Annotated in this window: 11 protein-coding genes; 10 read left to right on the plus strand and 1 reads right to left on the minus strand. The window is 35.9% G+C overall.

Features of this window, described 5'->3' with window-relative positions; all coding sequences use genetic code 11:
- Positions 1–44 precede the first annotated feature (44 nt).
- Positions 45–4139 (minus strand): hybrid sensor histidine kinase/response regulator transcription factor, encoded by a 4095-nt coding sequence (locus tag EZ428_RS12920; protein WP_131553587.1) that lies wholly within the window; start codon positions 4137–4139, stop codon positions 45–47.
- Between the two features lie 568 nt (positions 4140–4707).
- Here EZ428_RS12920 and EZ428_RS12925 point away from each other — a divergent pair.
- From EZ428_RS12925 to EZ428_RS12970, 10 genes are all read left to right on the plus strand, one after another.
- On the plus strand, positions 4708–7614 hold the full coding sequence (locus EZ428_RS12925; RefSeq protein ID WP_131553588.1) for a SusC/RagA family TonB-linked outer membrane protein: 2907 nt from the start codon (positions 4708–4710) through the stop codon (positions 7612–7614).
- A 9-nt stretch (positions 7615–7623) separates the two neighbouring features.
- The gene (locus EZ428_RS12930) at positions 7624–9255 is read left to right on the plus strand and encodes a RagB/SusD family nutrient uptake outer membrane protein (protein WP_131553589.1); all 1632 of its coding nucleotides are present in this window, start codon (positions 7624–7626) and stop codon (positions 9253–9255) included.
- A gap of 21 nt (positions 9256–9276) precedes the next feature.
- Complete coding sequence (locus EZ428_RS12935) at positions 9277–12351, plus strand: SusC/RagA family TonB-linked outer membrane protein (RefSeq protein ID WP_131553590.1); 3075 nt, start codon at positions 9277–9279, stop codon at positions 12349–12351.
- Between the two features lie 20 nt (positions 12352–12371).
- Positions 12372–14120 (plus strand): RagB/SusD family nutrient uptake outer membrane protein, encoded by a 1749-nt coding sequence (locus EZ428_RS12940; RefSeq protein WP_131553591.1) that lies wholly within the window; start codon positions 12372–12374, stop codon positions 14118–14120.
- Positions 14121–14275: 155 nt separating this feature from the next.
- On the plus strand, positions 14276–15883 hold the full coding sequence (locus tag EZ428_RS12945; RefSeq protein WP_131553592.1) for a beta-N-acetylhexosaminidase: 1608 nt from the start codon (positions 14276–14278) through the stop codon (positions 15881–15883).
- Position 15884: 1 nt separating this feature from the next.
- Positions 15885–17078, plus strand: coding sequence for a glycoside hydrolase family 88 protein (locus tag EZ428_RS12950; protein ID WP_225871060.1), 1194 nt, complete (start codon positions 15885–15887; stop codon positions 17076–17078).
- 45 nt (positions 17079–17123) lie between these two features.
- Positions 17124–18605 carry an alpha-L-fucosidase gene (locus EZ428_RS12955; RefSeq protein WP_131553594.1) on the plus strand — a complete coding sequence of 494 codons (1482 nt, stop codon included), beginning with the start codon at positions 17124–17126 and terminating at the stop codon, positions 18603–18605.
- Positions 18606–20048, plus strand: a complete 1443-nt coding sequence (locus tag EZ428_RS12960; RefSeq protein WP_205945699.1) for a sulfatase family protein — start codon at positions 18606–18608, stop codon at positions 20046–20048.
- 24 nt (positions 20049–20072) lie between these two features.
- Complete coding sequence (locus tag EZ428_RS12965; RefSeq protein ID WP_131553595.1) at positions 20073–22136, plus strand: glycoside hydrolase family 2 protein; 2064 nt, start codon at positions 20073–20075, stop codon at positions 22134–22136.
- Between the two features lie 709 nt (positions 22137–22845).
- Complete coding sequence (locus EZ428_RS12970; protein WP_131553596.1) at positions 22846–23337, plus strand: hypothetical protein; 492 nt, start codon at positions 22846–22848, stop codon at positions 23335–23337.
- Positions 23338–23349 lie beyond the last annotated feature (12 nt).

The following is a 23349-nucleotide window of genomic DNA, read 5'->3' on the forward strand; positions in this document are numbered from 1 at the left end:
AAAATTCGCAATCTTTGCGCTAATAGGACTGTATTTATCGATAATTACTCCAATTTGCCACTATCTGTGGTATTGTTCATTACTTCACGGGGGCTTTCGCCAAATTGTTTTTTAAACTCTCTGCTAAAGTATTTCGGATCGTTAAAGCCCACTTGGTAGGCAACTTCATAGATGGTATACCTATTTTGTAAAAACAATTGCCTAGCTTTTTTTAAACGAACAGATTTCACAAAATCATTAACGGATAAGTCTGTCAACATTCTAATTTTTTTATATAAAACCGGACGACTCATGCCAATTTTTGAAGCTAATTCTGATACACCAAAATTTTCATCAGCAATATGCTCATCTATATAATTTAATAACTTCGACATAAAGACTTCATCAGTAGAGTTTAAAACGACATCTCCTGGTTCTAGGTTCGAATACTTTAAATAACGTTGTCTAACTGCTGCTCTTGATGACAATAAATTACGAACGCTTAATAATAACAATTCTGGACTAAATGGTTTTGTGATGTATAAATCTGCACCAGTTTCAAGCCCATCAACATGGTGTATATGTGAAGAACGAGCAGTAAGAATAATAATTGGGATATGACTGGTGCGCTCATCTGCTTTAAGTCGACGACAAAGCTCTAAACCATCTATTTTGGGCATCATCACATCGCAAATAATTAAATCTGGTAGTATTTTAACAGCTGTTTCCCATCCACTAAGTCCATCTAGACTCTCTTTTACCTGATAATGATTGGAAACGAGCTTTGAAATAAATTGTATGATCTCGGTATTGTCTTCAACTAATAAGATGGTTTCTTTAGCGGTTGTATGCTCAGTTTTGATGAGTTCGTTTACTTGACTTTCATCATAATTATAAGCATAGGTATTGGCCAGTTGTTTATGATCTTTAACGTTCTCAAATTCTTCTTGTTTAAAATGAGATTTTCCCTTTTTTAGCTGAATGGTAAATTTGGTAAATCCTTCTTGTCCATTTTGTGTAGGATTACTCACAAAGCCAATTTCTCCATGATGCGCCTTAATGATCATTTTAGATAAAGCTAAACCAATGCCAGAACCAATTTGACTGGTATCTTGTTCATCTACCTGAAAGAAATCGCTAAAAAGATTTTTCTGGCTTTCCAATGGTATGCCTTTGCCATTATCTACAACGCTAATTTCAATTTCTTTCTCATTTTCAATTACAGTTAAGGTAATTTCCCCACCATAAGCACTAAATTTAAAGGCATTTGAAAGCAGATTAAACATTACTTTTTCTAGCTGAATTTTGTCGAAGAACAAGTTGATCTTGTTTACCTGATGAACAAATTCATATTTAATGTTTTTATCCTGAGCAATGTGGGCAAATGAAAGAAAAATTTCATTCACAAAATCAATTATGTTTTCTTCACTAACGTGAAGTTTAAGATGGTGGGTTTCGGCTTTTCTAAAATCCATCAACTCGGTAATCAATCTTATTAAGCGATCAGCATTGTGTTTAATAGGAACCACCTGTTTATGAAGTTCTGGATTGTGATGAGAATTACTTAATAGGTTTTCTAAGGGGCCAATAATTAGCGTAAGTGGCGTTCTAATCTCATGAGCAATGTAGGTAAAGAAATTCAATTTCATTCTTTGTACCTCTTCAGTTTGTTTCAATCGCTCACGTACAAAAAGATAACGTATAATTAAGAATAGTATGCCAGAAAAAAGTGAAGTATATAATAAATAAGCCCACCAAGTTGCCCAAAATGGAGGGAGGATCTTAATGTCTAACTGTACTGGTTCTCCACCAGGTTTACCATCATTATTAATCCCTTTTACAACAAATGTGTAATTGCCAGGTGTTAGATTGGCGTATGTTGCAATTGGCACATTAGTGTTTACCCAGTTTTTATGGTAACCTATTAGTTTGTAACTATAATTGTTTTTCTCTGGCTTAATATAGTTTAACAATGCAAATTCTAAACTGAAGTTATTATCGCTATGCTTAAATACCAGTTGTTTTGTTTCTTTAATATCTTGACTTAGTAATTTGTCTACGCCATTTACCAATACAGGTTCGTTAAACAGTCTTAAACCGGTAAAACTGATTTTAGCAACGTTGGGGTTAACTTCTATTTGGTTAGCATAAAATGAGGTGATGCCATCATACCCACCAAAAAACAGTTTGCCATTACGATCCTTAAGAAAAGACCTTAAATTAAAATCGTTGCCAGCTAAACCATCACTTTTAGTATAGTTATTGAATTTTTTAGTGGAGATTTCCATTTTGGATAGTCCTTTATCGGTACTTATCCAAAGGTTGTTATTGTCATCCTCAATAATGCCTAAAATGTTATTGTTAGGCAGGCCATCTTTTTGAGTATAGGTTTTAAAAGTTCTGCTCTTTGGATTAAAAATACTTAAACCACCCAAATAGGTTCCCATACAAATACTTCCGGTTTTTGTTTGTATAATGCAATTGATACGATCAGATTTTAAACTGTTCGAATCTGTGTTTTTATAATAGGAGTTGACTTTTCCAGTTTGAGGTAAGTAGGTATAAAGACCAGCAGTGGTTCCAATCCAAAGATTTTTAGATTGGTCTTCAAATATAACCTGAATGTATTTGTTCTTCAGCTTCTTTTCTAACGGGCTTTTAATGGTTTTATCGAGGTATTCTCCATTTTGTTTAACCAGCGTTGAAAGTCCATTTTTTGAGCCCACCCAAACCGTACCATAACTATCTTGTGTAATGGCGATAATTTCGGCTGTGCCTATGTTGTTCTTATCGTCTTTAACATTGGCTATCTTTTTGAATTGCTTCGTAAGCTCATTAAAGACATATAATCCACCTCTATGTGTACCTACAATTAACTGCCCAGCCTTGTCTAAGTAGAGTGTTTTAATCAAGTTTGTTTTTAAAGCTGTTGGATTGTTTGGGTTAGCGAAATAATGGTTAAAGGTGTTATTGCTTCTGTTGAAATAATTCAGTCCACCTCCCTCAGTTCCAATCCATAAGTTATTGTTTTTATCTTCTATCATTACACTAATGATATTGCTACTGATGCTATTGGCAGATGTAGTGTTTTTGTAAATATTAAAATTGGTAGAATAGGGGTAAACAACACTCAATCCTTTATAATAAGAGCCAATATAGATGGAGCCATGTTTATCTTGAAAAATACTATGGGTAGAATTTTGACTGAGCGTACTTTTTACCTCTGGGTTATGTTTGTAATTATCAAATTGCTTTGTTGAAGGATTTAAAATGCTAATTCCTTCTTGTGTACCAATCCATAAATTGCCAGCATTATCACAAATGATTTTTCTGATGTCATTATTTACAAGCGAATTTTGATTGGATGTATTCTTCTGTAACCGACTAAAGGTTTTGTCTTTATAGTTAAATATGTTTAAGCCATTGTCTGTACCTAACCATAAATTCTGCAGCTTGTCGTTGGTAATACTTGTGATGTAATTAGAACTTATACTGTTTGCATTTTTAGCATCATGTTTATATAGCTCATGATTATACTTACCATTTTTGGCAAACATTCTTATTAATCCACCGTTTTGCGTGCCTAACCACAAATTTTGTTTATTGTCTTTAAATATAGAGATGATGCTGTTTAAGCTATTGCCTGAGTTAGCTTTGGCAAAATAGAAGGTCTTAAACTTTTGTGTTTTTTTGTCGACTAGTAAATTAAGCCCATCTAAAGTACCAACCCATATGTTTTTTTGAGGATCCTCATATAAACATTCTATGGCATTGCTGCTTATTGAATTTGCTGAGGACTGTTTGTTTACACGTAAAAACTGATCATTTTTTTCATCATAGAAATTTAAACCATTTTCTGTTCCAACTATAGTAGATCCATTGCTACTTGTAAGTAAACAAGTAATTACATTGTCTGAAATGCTATTGAGACTTTCTGTATTTGTATAAACCTTAAATCTATATCCATCGTACCTGTTTAAACCACTGCGTGTACCAAACCATAAAAACTGATTTTTGTCCTGAGTAATTGCCATGACAGAATTTTGCGATAAGCCATTTTCCATTGATAAATGGTTAACGGAAATCCTTTTTTGCCCGTGGCTTACCTTAAAAAACAGTACAAATATGAAAAGCAATAAGGCCTTGAACCAGTGTTTCATAATTTAAGTTTAGACAAACATATCTTTTGGTTAAGATAAATGAGTCTTCGTGAGTTAATGGTTAAATATAGCTTGAACTTATTAAAAATGAAGAAACATTGCAGTTTTTCTACCCTTTCTTTTACAATTTTCGACCTTATTGAAAGACGGCCCGTCTATTTTTGACAAGTAGAAAGCATTGTGTTGGTTAATGAATGAAACCAACATTTATTGTTAACTAGTTTATACGCAATGCAAAATCAAATAACCAACAAAACCATAAACTAACCAAAACATGAAAACAATTTTACTTCAATTAAAAGTACCGCTTTTAACAATCAAACATTTTTACTTAATGTTAAACAAAAGCTTCAGCTTAACATTAAATCTTATTCATTTATAAGGTATCCTGTAATTAATCGCCCTTTAATCTAAGGTTGATTTAGGGTGGATTAATAAAATCTTAAAATCTAATTTTTATGGAAAAGGCAGTACTTAAAAAGTATTGCATTGGCCTTGCCATGTATTTATTCGATACAGCTGCAGATGCCAAAAAGAAACAAATTTATCACCAAATAAATTAATTTAAATGAATAGAACATATACTTCAGTTGTAAAATTGGTCACTTTTTTTGGAGTGGTACTTCTTTTTACAAATAGTGTTGATGCTTTGGCGTTCTCAAACATTAATTCTTCCTCAAAGAAGATAGAATATATAGAGACATTTTCATTGCAACAACAAACTAAACAAGTTCAAAATGACTCATTATCAAAAGTTAGGGATTCATTAAGAAATAAGTTAAAGAATTCTGTAGCGGTAGCTTTACCCAGCAACGATGTTCCAGTATTATTTGGAAAGCAAAAAAATGCGAAAAGAATCTCATCGTCGGCTATTGTAAATGGCGAAGAATTGACTAGTTTTCCTACTCCACAAGTTGGACTAATGCTTTATGGCAAACTGCCAGGTTTGTATATAGTACAAAACAACTTTCAAGCAGGTGCTGATGAACCAAATCTTTCCTTAAGAGGACGTTCGCCATTGGTAGTAATTGATGGTGTTCCTCGCTCGTATTTGAGTATTAACCCAGAACAAATAGAAAGCATAACCGTAATAAAGGATGCGCTTGGAACAGCACTTTATGGTATGAAAGCCGCAGATGGTGTATTGTTAATTACCACAAAACGAGGTGCAATTATACCTAAGCAGATTAGGGTCACTAGCCAATACGGTTTACAGCAACAAATAAATACACCCAAGTTTCTCGATGCATTTAACTACGCCACCTTATTTAATGAAGCGATGGTAAATGATGGTAGGCAACCCATTTATACCGCGTCAGATTTAGACAAGTATAAAAATGGCACTAATCCATTTACGCATCCTAATGTGAATTGGGCAGACGAGATTTTAAAGAACTCAGCGGCCGTAAGTAGGCAAAACATTAATGCTAGGGGAGGAAATAAAACTACGAGGTACTTTGTTGATTTAGACTACTTGAACCAAAATGGGTTTTTAATCACAGATAAAACCATCAATACTTACGAAACGAACAATAGCTTCAAAAGATTTTCTTTTAGAAGTAATATCGACGTGGATTTAACGGAGAGCACTTTACTTAGCTTAAACTTATTTGGCAGAATTAGAAATGGTAACCAACCAGGTTCTACAGTGGCTAGTATTTATAATGCTTTTTTAACTACACCAAACAATGCCTATCCAAAGTTGAATGAAAATGGCTCATTGGGCGGAAATACAGAGTTTCAAAACAACCTTTATGGCATGGCTATTAAATCGGGTTACAGGCCATCGGTTAATAGGAATTTAGGAGCAGACATTTCATTAACGCAAAAGCTCGACAAATTTATAACAGGTTTATATGCAAGTGGGGCAGTATCGTTTAATTCTTATTACAGTGAAAGCATCAATAGGAGTAAAACTTTTGCTGTATACACACCAGTAGTTAACGCAACTACAGGGGTAACCACTTATAATACCATTGGTGGAGATGGTACACAAGCAAATACGTCTACCGTTGCAGATCAAAATAGACAGATATTCTCTCGTTTCGATTTAGGTTACCATAAAACTATTGATAAAAATACGTTTCAGGCTCAACTCTTATATGTTAGGGACAGTTATGTTTTAGGGGGCGCTTTATCTCAAGTTAACCAATCTATAAGTGGTAGGTTTAATTACGATTATGATAACAAATACCTATTGGAGCTTAGCTCATCTTACATGGGTTATGATAGGTATAAAAAAGGAGACCAATGGGGAATTTTTCCATCAGTTGGATTAGGATGGAATATCGCCAATGAAGGTTTCTTTAGCAATCTGAAAAAGACGGTTAACTCATTAAAAATAAGAGCTTCTTATGGTTTAACCGCTACAAATGCAGCAGCTGGTTATTTCCAATACCTGCAAAATTTCGAAAACGGAGATACCTTTTACAGTAGAAACCCATTAACTAGTTCAAATACAAAAGACGAATCAACGCTTGCAAACCCGAATATAACTTGGGAAAAAGCAAAGAAATTTAACATCGGATTTGATGCCACATTGTTAAATGATAAGTTATGGTTTACGGCAGATTATTATAAAAACAATTTTTATGATTTGCTACAAACCAGAAGGACAAATGCTAGCGCAGTAATTGGCGCTGTGCTTCCATCAGAAAATATCGGAAAAAGTCAATATGCTGGTGTTGAACTTGGAGCTGGTTATCAAAACCAAATCAACAATTTCAAGTATTTCATTGCCGCAAATGGTAGTTGGAGTGCTAGTAAAGTAGTGTTTAACGATGAACCTTTTAAAAATAACGCTTACGAATACAGAACTGGCTTGCCAATAGGTCAAACTTTTGGCTACATAGCTGATGGTTTTTACAATAACACCACAGAAATTAACAACGGACCAAAGGTAGATGGATATACACCTGTTCCAGGTGATTTAAGATACAAAGACTTGAACAATGATGGTATCATCAATAACAATGATGTAACAGCTATTGGAAGTACTAAACCCATGTTTTATTACGGACTTACTGCTGGGTTCAATTATAAAGGGTTCGACTTTTCATTCACCTTAAATGGCGTGGCAAACAGAAATGTTTATTACAACTTCACCAATTTTGCTGCAACTGGTTCAACGGGTGGTTACGGACAAGCATTAGAAAGCAGCCTGTTAAGATGGACACCGACTACTTCAGCACAAGCCAAATACCCACGTTTAAGTGTCGGCAGTAATCCAAACAATAACCAAACTTCTTCTTTCTGGATTAAAGATGGCAGTTATTTAAGGTTAAGAAATGTAGAAGTAGGCTACAGCTTGCCAAGCAACATGGTCAAATTTATTGGCTTTTCTAATGTCCGATTATTCGCTAATGGCCTTAACCTTTTAACTGCTACCAAGTTAAAGGACGTGGATCCAGAAGTACTCTTAGGAAGCGTGCCTAATCAAAGGATATTCAATTTTGGTGTTAATCTTCAGTTTTAAATCGTAACTATGAATAATTATAAAAAATATTTCGCAATCACCTGCCTATTCTTGGCGCTTGGCTGCACAAAAAAGTTTGAAGCAGAACCTTTAGAAAGGATAACTGGGGATTTGATTTTTGATCCAGCAGATAAAAATGCTGATTATGCAAAACAGTTTTTAAATGGTACTTACTTGTTGTTGCCAGATTGGTACAATAGAATTGATGGTACTTTTTTAGATGCTGGAACGGATGATGCAGTGCCATCTAGAATAGGAACGCAAGCAGATTTTTATCGTACTGGAAGAATCTCATCTAGCACATTACCAGATGATGTTTGGCGTAGAAACTACTTAGGCATAAGAAAGGCAAATCTATTTTTAAGCAAAATAGATGTAGTACCCACAACGGATTTATTAAAGACTCAGTTCAAAGCTGAAGCTAGATTCTTAAGAGCCTATTTTTACTTCGAATTAGTGAAGCGTTGGGGTGGTGTACCGTTAATCGGCGATAAGGTTTATACCATTGATGATGATATAAACATCCCTAGAAACTCACTAGATGAATGTTACGCATATATAGTTGGTGAGTTAGATGCAATTAAAACTTTACTACTTCCTTACGCAGTTTCTGATGGCGATTGGGGTAGAGCGAACCTAGGTGCTGCATTGGCATTAAAATCAAGGGTGCTTTTATATGCAGCAAGTCCATTAAGTAATCCAACAAACAATACCCAAAAATGGGTACTTGCAGCCCAAGCAGCAGCTGATGTAAAAGCCTTAGGCTATACTTTGGTAACGGATTGGATTGCAAATTTCAACGCCACAAAAAACACGGAGTTTATTTTTATTAAAGAGAATGCTTTAAATACAAGTATCGAAGTTAACAACGGCCCAATAGGATATTTACAAGGTGTTGGCTTAACTAGTCCATCGCAAAACTTGGTTGATGCCTTTTTGATGCTTGATGGAAAAGCCATCTCTGATCCCGGTTCTATTTATAACCCAAACAATCCTTATGCTAATAGAGACCCAAGGTTAACGGCAACTATCATGCACAATGGTAAAAACTGGTTAGGTAGACCAGTAGAAACATTTGATGGTGGACAAGACAAACCTGGAGGAAACAGAACACAGACAAGAACTGGATATTACCTTAGAAAGTTCATGGGTAAGTTTGAAACATCAACTTCTTACGCAAACCAAGGCCACCATGTTATTTTATTAAGGTATGCAGAAATCTTATTAAATCATGCCGAGGCCTTAAACGAGTCTGGTGGTGCAGTCGCTGATATCGTAAATAATCTGGTTTTAATCAGAAAAAGAGCAGGTATCACAGCAGGTGCGAATAATCTTTATGGCTTGTCTTTAACCTTAACTAAGGATCAGTTACGAACCATCATTCAGAATGAACGCCGCATTGAGTTTGCTTTTGAAGAACATAGAACATGGGATTTAAGAAGATGGAAACTGGCAGAAGTTGAATTGAACAAGCCGATTAGAGGTGTACAGATTGTTAAAACTGGAACTGCATTTACCTACAATTATTTTAATGTGGTAAATGCTGCTTTTGATGCTTCTAAAATGTACTGGTATCCTATACCACAGGCCGAAATGTTGGCCAATAATAGAATGGTTCAAAACCCAGGATGGTCTAATTAGTTACAAGCATAAAATAGAATAATGAAAAAATTACTTAGTATAATATTATTTGTGCTGTTAACTAATTTGGTTTATGCACAAACAAAGGTGGTAAGAGGTGTTGTTGTAGATGACAATGGCTCACCACTAATTTCTACAACAATTACAGAACAAGAAAATCCCAAAAACATTGTCATTACAGATGCCAATGGTAATTTTAACATCAAAGTAGGGGATAGAAGTACCAGCTTAATTGTTAGTTCTATTGGCTATGTCAAAAAGGTGATAACAATCACCAATCAGGCCCTAAAAATTGTTTTAAAAGAAGACAATTCAAACTTAAATGAGGTAGTAGTAGTTGGTTTTACTTCACAAAAGAAGATTACGAATGCTGGTGCAACCAGTACGGTATCTGGTAAAGAGTTAAGGCAAAGTCCCGCTGCAAGTTTTCAGAATGCACTGGCAGGCAGATTACCGGGTTTATTTCAACAACAAACCAGCGGGCAACCAGGGGCAGATGCTGCGAATATCTATATCAGGGGTATAAGTACATATACAGGTGCATCAAATAGGCCACTTGTAATTGTTGATGATGTAGAATATCCATACGAACAATTGAGCCAATTAAGCTCTAATGAGATTGAGAGTGTTTCCCTATTAAAAGATGCATCCTCTACAGCTATTTATGGTATAAAGGGTGCAAATGGAGTTATAGCTATTACCACTAGAAGAGGTACGGTTTCTGAACCAAAAATTACGTTTAGAAGTGATTTTGGTATGCAAATGCCAACAATTAGAAGGAAACCTTTAGGTGCTTTTGATGCTTTGACTTTATTAAAGGAACAAGAAGTAAATGAGGGTAGAGATCCAAATCTAACTTATCCTGGTTTAGTTACTGAAGAAGCATTAAATCATTTCAAATTGGGTGATGATCCTTATCGTTATCCAAGCGTAAAATGGTATGATGAGGTGATGCGCAAGAGTGCCTTGCAGCAAAGCAATAACGTTGATATTGTTGGTGGTAATCAAAACTTAAAATATTTTGTAGCCCTTGGTAGCGTTTTTCAAAACGGTATTTTAAAAGAGATAGAGAAGGAAGAGAACTTTAATAGCAACTATTATTTAAAGAGATATAACATCAGGTCTAATATCGATTTAAACGTGACTAAATCGCTTACTTTAAAATTAGACTTATCTGCCAGGTTTAATGAAATTAATCAACCAAACTTGCCAGATGTACTTGCAGGTGGCGCTATCTCATTTTGGAGAAGATTAAGTAGCGGACTTTTAACACCTTGGAACTATCCAGTGAAAAATGAAGATGGAAGTTATGGAGGCAGAAAATCAGCAACTTTAAATCCCGTTGGTATTTTGCAATATGCGGGTTACAATAGAGATTATAGCAATAACTTAAATGCCAATATTAAAGCAAACCAAAATCTAGATTTTGTAACCAAAGGCTTAGCCGCAAGAGTAATTTTAGCTTATACTAATAATGTGGAGTTTAGCAGGTCGCTAACTAGGGGTCGCTTTCCAACCTTTGCTTATTTAACAGGGTCTGATGTTTTAGATCCAGTGTTCCCAGAATTAAGTAGGATAGAACCATTAACACTAGCAACCAGCTATGGTGTTCCGTTTAGAAAAATTAATACACAGGGTATAATCGATTACAACCGCCAATTAGGGAATCATAATTTATATGGTTTAGTGGTTTACAATCAATTAACAGATATTTCTGGTGCAACTGTACCTGCCAACTTCAGAGGTTATTCATTAAGAGCTGGTTATAATTATAAATCTAAGTATATAATTGAGTTAAATGGTGCTTATAATGGTACTGATAGATTTAAAGCCAGTAAAAGAAATGGTTTGTTCCCAGCAGTAAGTGCGGCATGGAATATCAGCGAAGAACCTTTCTTTAAAAAAGCTATTCCTTTTATCAATTACTGGAAGATTAGAGGCTCATTAGGTACAGTAGGATCAGATGATTTCCCTAGTGCTTACAGGTATATTTATGAAGAAATTTATAATGCACCTGCAACTGCTGCTAACTCCTATTGGTTTGGCGATAACAATACTTTGCAATACGGAATAACGCCTGGTGCCTTGGCAAATTCAGACGTTAAATGGGAACAGGAAAGAAAGTTAGATATTGGTACCGACATCAAATTATTGAATAGTAAATTGGGGATTACTTTTGATTACTTCGATCATAGGAGGTATGATATCTTAACCGTTAGGGAAACTGTTCCTAATTTCTCTGGCATCACTTTGCCGCCTGTTAATTTGGGTATCGTAAACAATAAAGGTTTCGAAGTAGATCTATCTTATCAGGATAATTTCTCTAAAAATTTCTCTTACTTTTTTAGAGGCAACATATCGCTTTACAAAAATAAAATTATCGAAAGAGACGAACCTTATAATCAAGGTAATCCGTTGTTAATGAGAACAGGAAGACCTATTGGACAAATTTATGGTTATACCAATATAGGTTATTATAATGATGCCAATGATATCGCTAATAGTCCAGTTTCTGTTGGCAGAAGCGTTAAGCCTGGGGACTTAAAATATGCCGACATTAATAATGATGGAAAGATTGATCAGGGTGATGTTGGTCCAATTGGCAATCCGAATATTCCTCAAATAAATTATGGTTTTTCTCTAGGTGCAAATTACAGGGGATTTGATGTTTCTGTTCTATTTCAAGGTGCGGCGAAAGGTAGTTTAAGTGCATCAACCATGTTTCAAATTGGTAACGTAAATGGTATCCCATCAGAAATACATTTAAAAAGGTGGACACCAGAGACAAAAGACATCGCAGAATTGCCACGATTGGGTGGTCCCAACTTTGACATGTCTACCTTTTGGTTACGTCCAACTGATTATTTAAGGTTAAAGAATATTGAGTTAGGTTACAATTTTAACAACAAACTGGTCAGTAAAATCGGATTAAAAAATGCAAGGATTTATACCAATGCTGCTAACCTAGTTACATGGTTTAAATTGAAGATTTACGATATCGATCCAGAATCAATCAACTCTACAGGAACTGTAGAAGCTTATTCATCTTACCCTCAACAGAAGATTGTAAATTTTGGCTTACAGGTAACATTTTAATAAATAACACAAATCATATAATGATGAAAAATATAAACCATTTTAAAACTTTAGCATTAATCGTCCTTCTTGCCATAGGATTGGGTGCCTGTAAAAAGGTTGATGACAGTAGTTTTTTGGACAAAACAGACGTTGGCCAGTTAAATGAAGCTACAGTTTTTGCAGATAGCTTATTAACCTTTAGGTTTTTAACTGGTGTTTACACTGGTTTGGCAACAACCTATTATTTAGACAACGGATTAACTGGGGGTGGCTTATGGTCATATAGTGATGCATCGGACGATTCAGATATTGTTTGGGGCGGAGCAACCGCACAAGCAGCGCCTGCTTTTAATTCAGCAACATTTGCGTCTCTGGCAGACTTTTCAAGATTCAAAAATCATTGGAACAATTGTTACAATAACATAAGGAGGGCAAATGTTTTTTTAGCCAATGTAGATAGGTCTCCAATTTCTGCCGCAAGAAGAGCAAGTTTAAAGTTAGAAGCTCGATTTTTAAGAGCCTATTATTACTGGCATTTATTAAGGAATTACAGTGGTGTTCCAATTATTGGTGATAAAGTTTATGCCATAACTGATGATTTTGGTTTACCACGATCTACATTCGCTGAAACTGTAAATTATATTGTTGCTGAATTAGATGCTTGTGCTGCCTTGCCAAAAACTACAAAGATTGAAGATTTTGGTCGCCCTACGCAGGGTGCTGCAATGGGCCTAAAATCTAAAGTGCTGTTATTAGCGGCAAGTCCATTGTTTAATGGGCAGAACCCTGGTACAGGTTCAAATAAAAGCTTGGCCGGTTATGATAATTTAGACAATAACAGATGGAAAGTTGCCGCTGATGCCGCAAAAGCCGTAATGGATTTAGGAACTTACAATTTGGTTAAAGATAATACCACAGCGCCTGGTTATGGTTATTACCAAATGATGATTACTAGAAATACAGAAGAACATATTTTTCAAGTGATGAAATCTACTAATAGATGGTACGAGACTTATCTCTTGCCGGTTTCTAGAGGCGGACAAGCCTACTCTTATCCAACTCAAGAATTGGTAGATACTTATGCGATGAAAAATGGAAAGAATATCAATGAAGCAGGCTCTGGTTACGTTGAGGCAAATATGTACAAAGACAGAGATCCCCGCTTTTATTATTCGATATTATATGATGGAAGTTTGTGGTTAAATAATACCACCAACACCAAAACAGTAGTTAACCTTTACGCAAATGCTCCAGGTGACGGTTTAGGTACTTCTGGCTCTACTAAAACTGGCTATTTATATCGGAAGTTTTGCCATGAAGGTTCGGGTGGGAATTTTGGTATATCAAATAACATTGGTTTAGTAGCAATAAGATATGCAGAAATATTGCTCAACTATGCAGAAGCACTTAATGAATTTGGCGGGCCAAGCGCAGAAGTTTATCAAGCAGTAGAGCAAATTAGAGAAAGAGCAGGTTTAAATCCGTTCAAGTTGCCTTTATTGCTAACTAAAGAGCAAATGAGAGAAGTAATTAGAAATGAAAGAAGAGTAGAATTAACCTATGAAGAAGCTACAAGATTTTTCGATATCAAAAGATGGAAATTGGCAGAAACCCTAATCAATGGACCTGCAACTGGAATGAGGTGGACACGTAATGGGTCTACTACCACGGGAGCTCGTTTTACTTTTGAAACAAGAAAGTTTACAAACCCTCAAATGTATTATTTCCCTATACCGCAATCAGAAATTAATAAGAGCCAAGTGCTGATACAAAACCCAGGTTGGTAAAAATAATGTTTGTGTTGATTAATAATTTGGTTAGTGTTGGTTATCCCTATTTGGGATGCCAACAACTAATCAATGGAAAATATTCATCAATTAGCCTTTCGTATACATTTAACAACAAAGTTTCATCTACAAAAGTAATTGCACTAAATTAGTATATGAAGAAGATTTTATTCCTGTTGCTCTTTATTGCAATTAACGCTGTGGCTCAACAGCAGCCATCACTCATACCTATGCCTAATTCGTTGGTACAAAAGGAGGGTAGTTTTACTTTAAGTCAAACGACATTAATTGTTGCAAACCAGCAATTACAAAAACTAAGTTGGTACTTAAAAAATGAATTGTTAACCTTTACCAAATCAAGTTTAGTTGCAGTTAATCAATCAGATAAACCAAGTATTTATCTGCAGTTAACAAATAAGGGTAAAAATAAGGTAAGTGATGAGGCCTACACTTTAACCATCAATACCAACAAAATAACAATTTCAGCAGCAACAGAAAGTGGTCTTTTTTATGGAATAACTACCTTTTTGCAATTGGTTAGAACGGCTAAAACGACAAATTATGCTTTATCAATCCCAAATTTAGTAATCGAAGATCAACCTGCTTATGCTTGGCGTGGTATCATGTTAGACGAATCTCGAGCATTTTATGGTAAGGTGAAAGTAAAAGCCATTTTAGATTGGATGGCATTTTATAAACTTAATCGTTTCCATTGGCATTTAACAGATGAACCAGCTTGGCGTTTAGAGATAAAAAAGTATCCTAAACTAACATTAGTAGGCGGTATTGGTAATTATTTAAACCCTAATGCACCTGCACAATATTATACGCAAAACGATGTGAAGGAAATCATTTCTTACGCAGCCGAAAGGTACATTACAGTAATCCCAGAAATTGACATGCCCGGACACGCTACTGCAGCTAACATGGCATATCCAGCTTATTCTGGTGGTGGTTCAAAGGCTCATCCAGAGTTTACATTTAATCCTGGTAAAGAAAGTACGTATCAATATTTAACCAATATCGTAAAAGAAACAAATGTGCTTTTCCCCGCAGGATTGATACACTTAGGAGGTGATGAAGTGAGTTACGGAAATGAACAATGGAAAACGGATCCTGAGATTTCCAGCTTAAAACAAAAAGAGAATTTAAAAGATGATAAGGCTGTTGAGCTGTATTTCATGAAAAGAATGGCCGATTCAGTTTATCAAATGAATGCCAAGGTTTTGGTATGGGATGAAATGGCTGATGCTGGTTTGCCTGCCTATAAGACTATTGTTTTCTGGTGGAGACATGATCAACCTAAACAGCTTCAAACAGCATTAAGTAATAAATACCAAACAGTTTTGTGCCCTCGTTTACCATTGTATTTTGATTTTGTACAAGACAGTACCCATCAATATGGTCGTAAATGGAGCAAGCTCTATAACCCAATCCAAAATGTATATGAATTTGATGCTAGCAAACTAGCTGAAAATGCAGAACAAGCTAAAAACATATTGGGTATACAAGCAAATCTGTGGACCGAGACAGTACCAACCATTCAAAGATTAGATTATCTTCTGTTTCCTCGTATAAGTGCCTTAGCAGAAGCCGCGTGGACAACAACCGCTAACAAAAATACAAATGCTTTCATGGAACGAATGAAAATTCACTTACCGCTATACAAACAAACAGGGGTATATTATTATGATCCGTTTGCACCAATAAAAACGCCTGAACCACCAACAGAAAGAAAACAACCAATTAGTTATATAGATTAAAATGATGAAGACCATAATCGCTGCAATTTTACTTTGCATGGCTTTTAATACAACAAATGCTCAAAATACTTCGAAGAAAGAAATGAAGTTGTTAATTGAACAACAGTTTCAATTTGCGGCACAACAGTATAAAATCTTGGCAAAAAATGTAGCGCCTAATGTAATGCCCAAAACTTATCATGACGACAGTAAAAAGGTAGAAACTAGTGATACGAAATGGTGGTGCAGTGGTTTTTTTCCCGGTACTTTACTTTATATCTACGAATACACAGGTGATCAAGAAATATTAAATGAAGCGAAAAGCAGATTAGCTATTTTAGAAAAGGAGAAACACTACAAAGGCAATCATGATTTAGGTTTCATGATGTACTGTAGTTTCGGCAATGCCTACAGGTTGCTAAAAGATCCCAGTTATAAAACAACTATCGATACTGCTGCGGCATCCTTAAGCACACGTTATCGTCCAAACGCCAAAGTAATTCAATCGTGGAATTCGAGTAAGAAATGGGCAGGTCCAGTGATCATCGATAACATGATGAATTTGGAATTGTTAAATTGGGTAAGCGCAAACGGTACAAATCAGCTTTATAAACAAATTGCCATTTCACACGCAGACCAAACACTTAAAAATCATTTTCGCGCAGATTATAGTTCTTACCACGTAGTAGATTATAACATGGCTGATGGGCGTGTAATTAAAAGAGAAACCGCTCAAGGTGCTGCAAATGAATCTGCTTGGAGCCGAGGACAAGGTTGGGCATTGTATGGTTATGCCATGATGTATCGCTTTACTAAAGACAAACGTTATTTAGACCAAGCAAAAAACATTGCACAGTTTATTTTAAACCATCCAAACCTTCCAAAAGATAAGGTTCCTTATTGGGATTTTAATGCGCCTCAAATCCCTAATGAGATTAGAGATGCTTCTTCGGCAAGTTTAATCGCATCAGCCTTGCTAGAATTAGGGCAATACAGCACAAAAAAAGAGCAAACAACCTATGTAGCTGCAGCAGGGCAGATGTTAAAATCACTCTCTACCCCAAATTATAGAGCAAAACTTGGCGAAAATGGTGGCTTTTTATTAATGCACAGCACAGGTTCCTTACCGGGGAAATCTGAAGTAGATGTGCCTTTAACTTATGCAGATTACTATTTTCTTGAAGCTTTGTTGAGATATAAAAAATGGTACTTGTAGTCCTATTTAACAGCAGCCACAAATGATTATCCCTAAATACAAACCATGAAAAAGAGAAACTTGCTACTTGGAATTTTGATAACAATTACATCAATTTCTACTTATGCACAACAAGCAACAAAAAGTAAAACCGATACCATCCCCTTAAAATATGGTTCACATAGAACAGGTAACCGAACTGATGCAGATATGGAACGTTGGCGCAGTTATGGTCTTGGTCAGTTTATACATTGGGGTGTTTATGCCATTCCTGGCGGACATTGGGAGGGAAAGAGTTATAATGGTGCAGCAGAATGGATTCGTTCATGGTCTGGTGTCTCAGCTCCTGCAAACTGGAGAACAACTTATGATAACCTGTACAAACAGTTTAATCCCACAGATTTTGATGCCAACAAATGGGCTAGCCAAGCTAAAGACATGGGTGCAAAATATGTAATTTTTACCACCAAACATCATGATGGCTTCTCCTTATGGCCTAGTAAATATACCGATTATAACATCGCCAACACACCATATAAAAAAGATATCGTAAAACAAGTGGTTGATGCTTATGATGCCCAAGGAATTGATGTTTATCTCTATTTTTCTATCATAGATTGGAACCATAAAGGTTATGTAAGTGCTGTACCAAAAACAGAAGCAGATAGTGTTGCTTATGAAGATTTTAAGCAATTTACCAGAAACCAATTGATAGAATTATTAAAAAACTATCCAAAAGCTAAAGGTCTATGGTTCGATGGTACTTGGGATGCTGCCTGGGTTAAACAAAGCAAATTTGCCGATGACCTAGAAAAAGAGTTAAGGGCATTACATCCTGGATTAATTATAGGAAGCCGTTTTCGTGCAGATGAAAATGGGAAACGCCATTTTGATAGCAATGGTAAAATGATGGGCGATTACGAACAAGGTTGGGAACGTAAATTGCCAACTAATATTGAAGTGTTAAATGGTCGCGATTGGGATTGCGTAATGACTATTCCACCTAACCAGTGGGGATATAATTCAGATTGGAAATCATCATACATTAAAACAGCCAATGATTTAACAGATATGTTGTTAAATGCGGTATCTATGAACGGCAATTTGGTCGTTAACTTCGGTCCAGATGGTAATGGAAATATCCGCTCAGAAGAAGCCCATACAGCCGCTAAACTTGGCGAGTGGACTAAACTAAACGGCGAAGCAATTTATGGGGTAAGGTATTCAGGCTTGCCAAAACCAGACTATGGCTATTATACCAAAAAAGACAACAAACTCTATCTCACGATACTCAATAAGCCCGTAAATAACGTCTTAAGGCTTACCATTCCAAATAGTTTCAAGCAGAAACCAACCAGTGCATTCTTGTTAAATGGTAAAAGCCAACTTCAAATCACAACGGTAGATATGGGAATGAGTGGAGATGCGAATGTTTATTTCGACATCCAATTGCCAGTTAGTTTAAATACAACTAGTCCTTTTGTAGTTACCATAGAATTGAATGAAACCAAAACTAATGGTAAGTCTTTTGGCGATGCTAAAACCTAAATGAAAATGAAATATTTGGTCATCTTTTTATGCTTGTTTGCACAGGTCGCTTTAGCCCAACGCTCAGCTACAAAACCTAACATCATCATCATTAATATGGATGACATGGGCTATGGCGATACTGAGCCTTATGGAATGACAGGCATTGCTACGCCAAATTTTAATAAAATGGCGCAAGAAGGAATGCGGTTAACCCATTTTAATGTGGCGCAAGCGGTTTGTAGCCCTTCAAGGGCTGCATTGTTAACTGGTACATATCCAAATAGATTGGGCTTGGCGGGTGCGCTAATGCCTTGGTCAGAGGTAGCTTTGAATCCCGCCGAAGAAACCATTGCCTCGCTCTTAAAAAAGAATGGATACGTTACAGGAATGTTAGGTAAATGGCATTTAGGTTCAAAAGCACCTTACTTCCCCACAAATTATGGCTTTGATAGCTTTTATGGTATTCCGTATTCACATGACATGTGGCCAGTAGATTATGATGGAAATCCTGCTAAAGCTGGAACACCACAAATCAAATATCCCATTTTGCCGATATTGGAAGGAGATCGTACGGTAGCAAATATTCAAACATTAGCTGACCAGGGAGAATTGGGTGGCAAGTTGACCAAAAGAGCCGTAGAATTTATCACTAAAAATCAGCAAAAACCTTTCTTCTTGTATTTTGCACAACCTATGCCGCATGTTCCCTTGGCAGTGTCTGCAAAGTTTAAGGGTAAAAGTAGTTTGGGTCTATTTGGCGATGTGATCATGGAATTGGATTGGACAATTGGCGAGATCATTAAAACCCTAGACCAGTATAAACTATCAGAAAATACCATCTTAATAGTTACAAGTGATAACGGACCCTGGGTTCGTTTCGGCAATCATGCAGGTTCTTCTGGCGGATTTAGAGAAGGAAAAGGAACTGCTTGGGAGGGCGGTACTCGTGTGCCATGCTTAATTAGATGGAAGGGTAAAGTACAAGCAGGTAGTATTTTTAGCGGCTTGTTAACCAATATGGATATTTTACCTACTGTAATGAAATTAAGTGGTAGCACTTTGCCAAAAGAACGAATAGATGGAATAGATTTTAGTTCGGTTTTATTGGGGAAAACCCTTAAAAGCCCTAGAGAAGTCTTTTATTACTATTATGACACAAACAACCTCAAGGCAGTACGTTACCAGAACTGGAAATTGGTATTGCCACACCCAACACAATCATACGCAGCAGGGGTATTAGGAAAAGATGGTCAGAATGGAACAACGCTTACAGTAAATGCACCAATGGCATTATACGATTTAGCCCATGATCCAGGAGAGGTTTATGATGTACAAAATCAATACCCAGCAATGGTTAAAAAGATCATGGTATATGTAGAAGAAGCGAGAGCAGATCTGGGTGATGACCTGACAAAGAATAAAGGAGCTAATAGAAGAAAACCCGCAGTGGTTAACAAATAAAAAAACAATTACTAAAAACACACAATGAGAAGCCCAAAAACAATTGAAGTTATAATTTATACCATTTTACTATTAAGCCTTAATCAATTTACCAAAGCACAAACCTCACGTATGGTATCCAGTTTTAACACGGGGTGGATATTTAAGAAAACAAATGATACAACTGCAAGCAAAAAAGATTGGGAGAAAGTTACCTTACCCCATACTTGGAATGCAACAGATATGCAACTAACCAAGCATTTTTACGAAGGAGAAGGACAGTATAAAAAGGAAATTACCTTTGGTAATGAATATAAAGATAAACGTCTATTTCTGCGTTTTGAAGGGGTAGGGCAAGTTGCCCAAGTTTATGTGAACGATAAACTGGTAGGTACACACAAAGGAGGATACAGTGCTTTTTGTTTTGATATCACTTATGCCGTTAAATTAGGTAGTTCAAATACCATCTTGGTAAAAGCCAATAACAAGGCAAGGAAAGATATTATTCCCATCAATCATTTTCTTTTTGGTGTTTACGGAGGTATTTACAGGCCTGTTAGCTTAATTGTAACCAACAAAATTAACATTACCACAACAGATTATGCTTCTCCTGGTATTTACATTTCTCAAAAAAATGTAAGTGCAACAAATGCCGATTTAAGTATCGCTGTTAAGGTTGAAAATAGCAGTCCACAAGCAGAAGATATAGTGATTAACAGTACTGTTTATGATAAATCAGGTAAAAGTATAGTAGAAAAAAAGAGCCCACATCATCTCACTACACAAGGCCGCCAACAATTTGTGCAAGATATAAATATCACTAATCCCACACTTTGGGATGGTTTTAATAATCCATACCTCTACAAGGTGGTTACGAGGATCTTAAAAGATAACATGGTGATTGATGAAGTGACACAATCTTTAGGTTTAAGGAAATTTGAGTTAGTGGCTGGCAAAGGAATGATGCTAAATGGCAAACCTTATCACATGTATGGTGTTGCTCGTCATCAAGATAGATGGGGTTATGGTAGTGCCTTGAGCAATGCACAACACAAAGAAGATTTAGATATCATTAAAGAAATGGGGGCAACTACCATCCGTTTTGCGCATTACCAGCAATCAGAATATTTGTACTCGCAATGTGATACCATGGGTTTTGTAATTTGGGCAGAAATCCCTTTTGTAAATACTTTTTCAGGAGAAGAAGGCGATAATGCCAAACAACAGTTGGAAGAATTGGTTAAACAAAACTATAATCACCCCTCTATTTATGTATGGGGTTTACACAACGAGGTTTATGGAAAAACACCTGCAGATTTTCCAGCGGTACTTACCCGCGACTTAAATGATCTAGCCAAAACCTTAGATCCCTATCGTTATACGGCATCAGTAAGTGGTTATGGAGAAATGGATAGGCCAACCAATTTAAATGCAGACATACAAGGGATGAATCGTTATTATGGTTGGTATGAAGGGAAAATAGGAGACATAGAGAAGTGGGCAAATGGCTTAACGCAAAAATACCCTAACAATTTAATGATGCTGGCAGAATATGGTGCTGATGCCAATGTTTTGCAACAACAAGAACAAGCGACTTTAAAGGAAAGCTGGAATTATACTTTACCTCAATACCCAGAAAACTTTGCAACTAAAACCCATGAAGTGCAATGGCCAATCATCGCTAAACACCCTATCATTGCTGCCTCTTATATTTGGAATACATTTGATTTTGCTACACCAATGTGGAATAGGGGAAGTATGCCCGCTCGTAACATGAAAGGTTTGGTCACTTTTGATAGAAAACTTAAAAAAGATGGCTTTTACTGGTACAAAGCAAATTGGAGCAAAGAACCTGTTTTGTATTTAACCGAACGTAGAACTTTAGATCGAGTAAATGCCATTACCCCAGTAACTGTTTACTCTAATGTCGGAGAACCAACCCTTTATTTAAATGGCAAAAAAGTAACCGCTAAACCTTTGGTAAAAGATGTTCCTGTACATTATGTGTTCGAAAACATCCAACTTAAAAAAGGAAAAAATATCCTAAAAGTGATATCAAGCCAAAACAAGCAAGAATATACGGATACGATTACTTGGAATTTGAAGTAGTGGGGTAAGGTGTTAAGTTGTTGAGTTGTGAAGCCGACTGATTCGAACAACGAGAAACGAAGAACGAAAGTTATTGCACAGCTCCCTTCATACTATCGTCACCTCGAACGAAGCGAAGCGAGGAGAGGTCCCCCACTAAAAAGCTACTGCCTCTAAAATCCTTCTGTCCCAATAATTCTAAAAAAATCGTCAGCTAAAGCAAACACCAATGAACCAATGAACTAAATATACTAAGAAAACCTTAAATAATGCAACTTGATGCATTTGACGGAGTTAGACTGCTTTTGGATAGTTTGAGCGTGGTTTGTTCGAGACTTCTCCCAGTGTTGTTCGAGAAACGTTGCTTTAAAGGCCAATTCTCCGAAGGAATCTGGGAGGAATGTGGGAGAAAACACCTGCAATTCTTCAGCTTTCCGGCCAGTAATTTTACATTGTCTTTACCTTTTGCATTAATTAAGAGGGGAAATAGAGAATAGGAAATGGGGAATGAGAAAAGAAATATAAATGTAAGTTGGAGCCTCTAAACCCCTCGCCAAACTAAACCTTACTCGATCCGTCAGCTAAAGCACCCTAGCTAGCGCAAGTGTTCCACTTGTGATTGAGTTGAATAATCATTCCACATACACTGAATTTTCTCTTGAGCTAATTAGATTAATTATTGTATTTTGGTTTTCTGTTGTAGGCACAAGCAGGCTCCATTAAATATTAAATGAAGAATTTTTTTTTGAATAAAGTAGATTTTAAGCGGACTTTCTCGCACACATTATTTTTAATAATTGGTGTTATTGTTTTTTTTGTTTTTGATATGCTAACAAGAGGATCAATTGCAAGAGATATGATTTTTGGAGTATTAATTATATGCTTAATATTTATTCTTCCATCATTGGTCTTATGTTTTCAATATTTGATGATCAATAAAAAAACAACTATAATTTTAACCGAAAGAATAGATCAAATAAAAGTTGAAAAATCGGGTTTTACTAAAGTTTTTGAAATTTCCGAAATAGAAAAAATAACAAAAGTTTGTTCTTATCCTATTGGTGAAAATAGAACCCCTTGGTTAGCAACTGATGAGTTTTTTTATTTTAGAATTTATTTTAAAAATGATCCATGTATTGTTATTACTTCATTAATGACCAATGATTTTAAGATTAAAGGTGTTAAATTCGAAATTGAAAAGAAGTTTATAGCTTTTTTATGATGCCAAAGCCAT

This window comes from Pedobacter frigiditerrae, from assembly GCF_004331645.1.
GTDB lineage: Bacteria > Bacteroidota > Bacteroidia > Sphingobacteriales > Sphingobacteriaceae > Pedobacter > Pedobacter frigiditerrae.

What these genes read in the sequence shown, in the direction of transcription:
- EZ428_RS12920 (WP_131553587.1), bottom strand. Translation starts at nt 4,139, where the DNA reads ATGAAACACTGGTTCAAGGCCTTATTGCTTTTCATATTTGTACTGTTT.
- EZ428_RS12925 (WP_131553588.1), top strand. Translation starts at nt 4,708, where the DNA reads ATGAATAGAACATATACTTCAGTTGTAAAATTGGTCACTTTTTTTGGA.
- EZ428_RS12930 (WP_131553589.1), top strand. Translation starts at nt 7,624, where the DNA reads ATGAATAATTATAAAAAATATTTCGCAATCACCTGCCTATTCTTGGCG.
- EZ428_RS12935 (WP_131553590.1), top strand. Translation starts at nt 9,277, where the DNA reads ATGAAAAAATTACTTAGTATAATATTATTTGTGCTGTTAACTAATTTG.
- EZ428_RS12940 (WP_131553591.1), top strand. Translation starts at nt 12,372, where the DNA reads ATGATGAAAAATATAAACCATTTTAAAACTTTAGCATTAATCGTCCTT.
- EZ428_RS12945 (WP_131553592.1), top strand. Translation starts at nt 14,276, where the DNA reads ATGAAGAAGATTTTATTCCTGTTGCTCTTTATTGCAATTAACGCTGTG.
- EZ428_RS12950 (WP_225871060.1), top strand. Translation starts at nt 15,885, where the DNA reads ATGATGAAGACCATAATCGCTGCAATTTTACTTTGCATGGCTTTTAAT.
- EZ428_RS12955 (WP_131553594.1), top strand. Translation starts at nt 17,124, where the DNA reads ATGAAAAAGAGAAACTTGCTACTTGGAATTTTGATAACAATTACATCA.
- EZ428_RS12960 (WP_205945699.1), top strand. Translation starts at nt 18,606, where the DNA reads ATGAAAATGAAATATTTGGTCATCTTTTTATGCTTGTTTGCACAGGTC.
- EZ428_RS12965 (WP_131553595.1), top strand. Translation starts at nt 20,073, where the DNA reads ATGAGAAGCCCAAAAACAATTGAAGTTATAATTTATACCATTTTACTA.
- EZ428_RS12970 (WP_131553596.1), top strand. Translation starts at nt 22,846, where the DNA reads ATGAAGAATTTTTTTTTGAATAAAGTAGATTTTAAGCGGACTTTCTCG.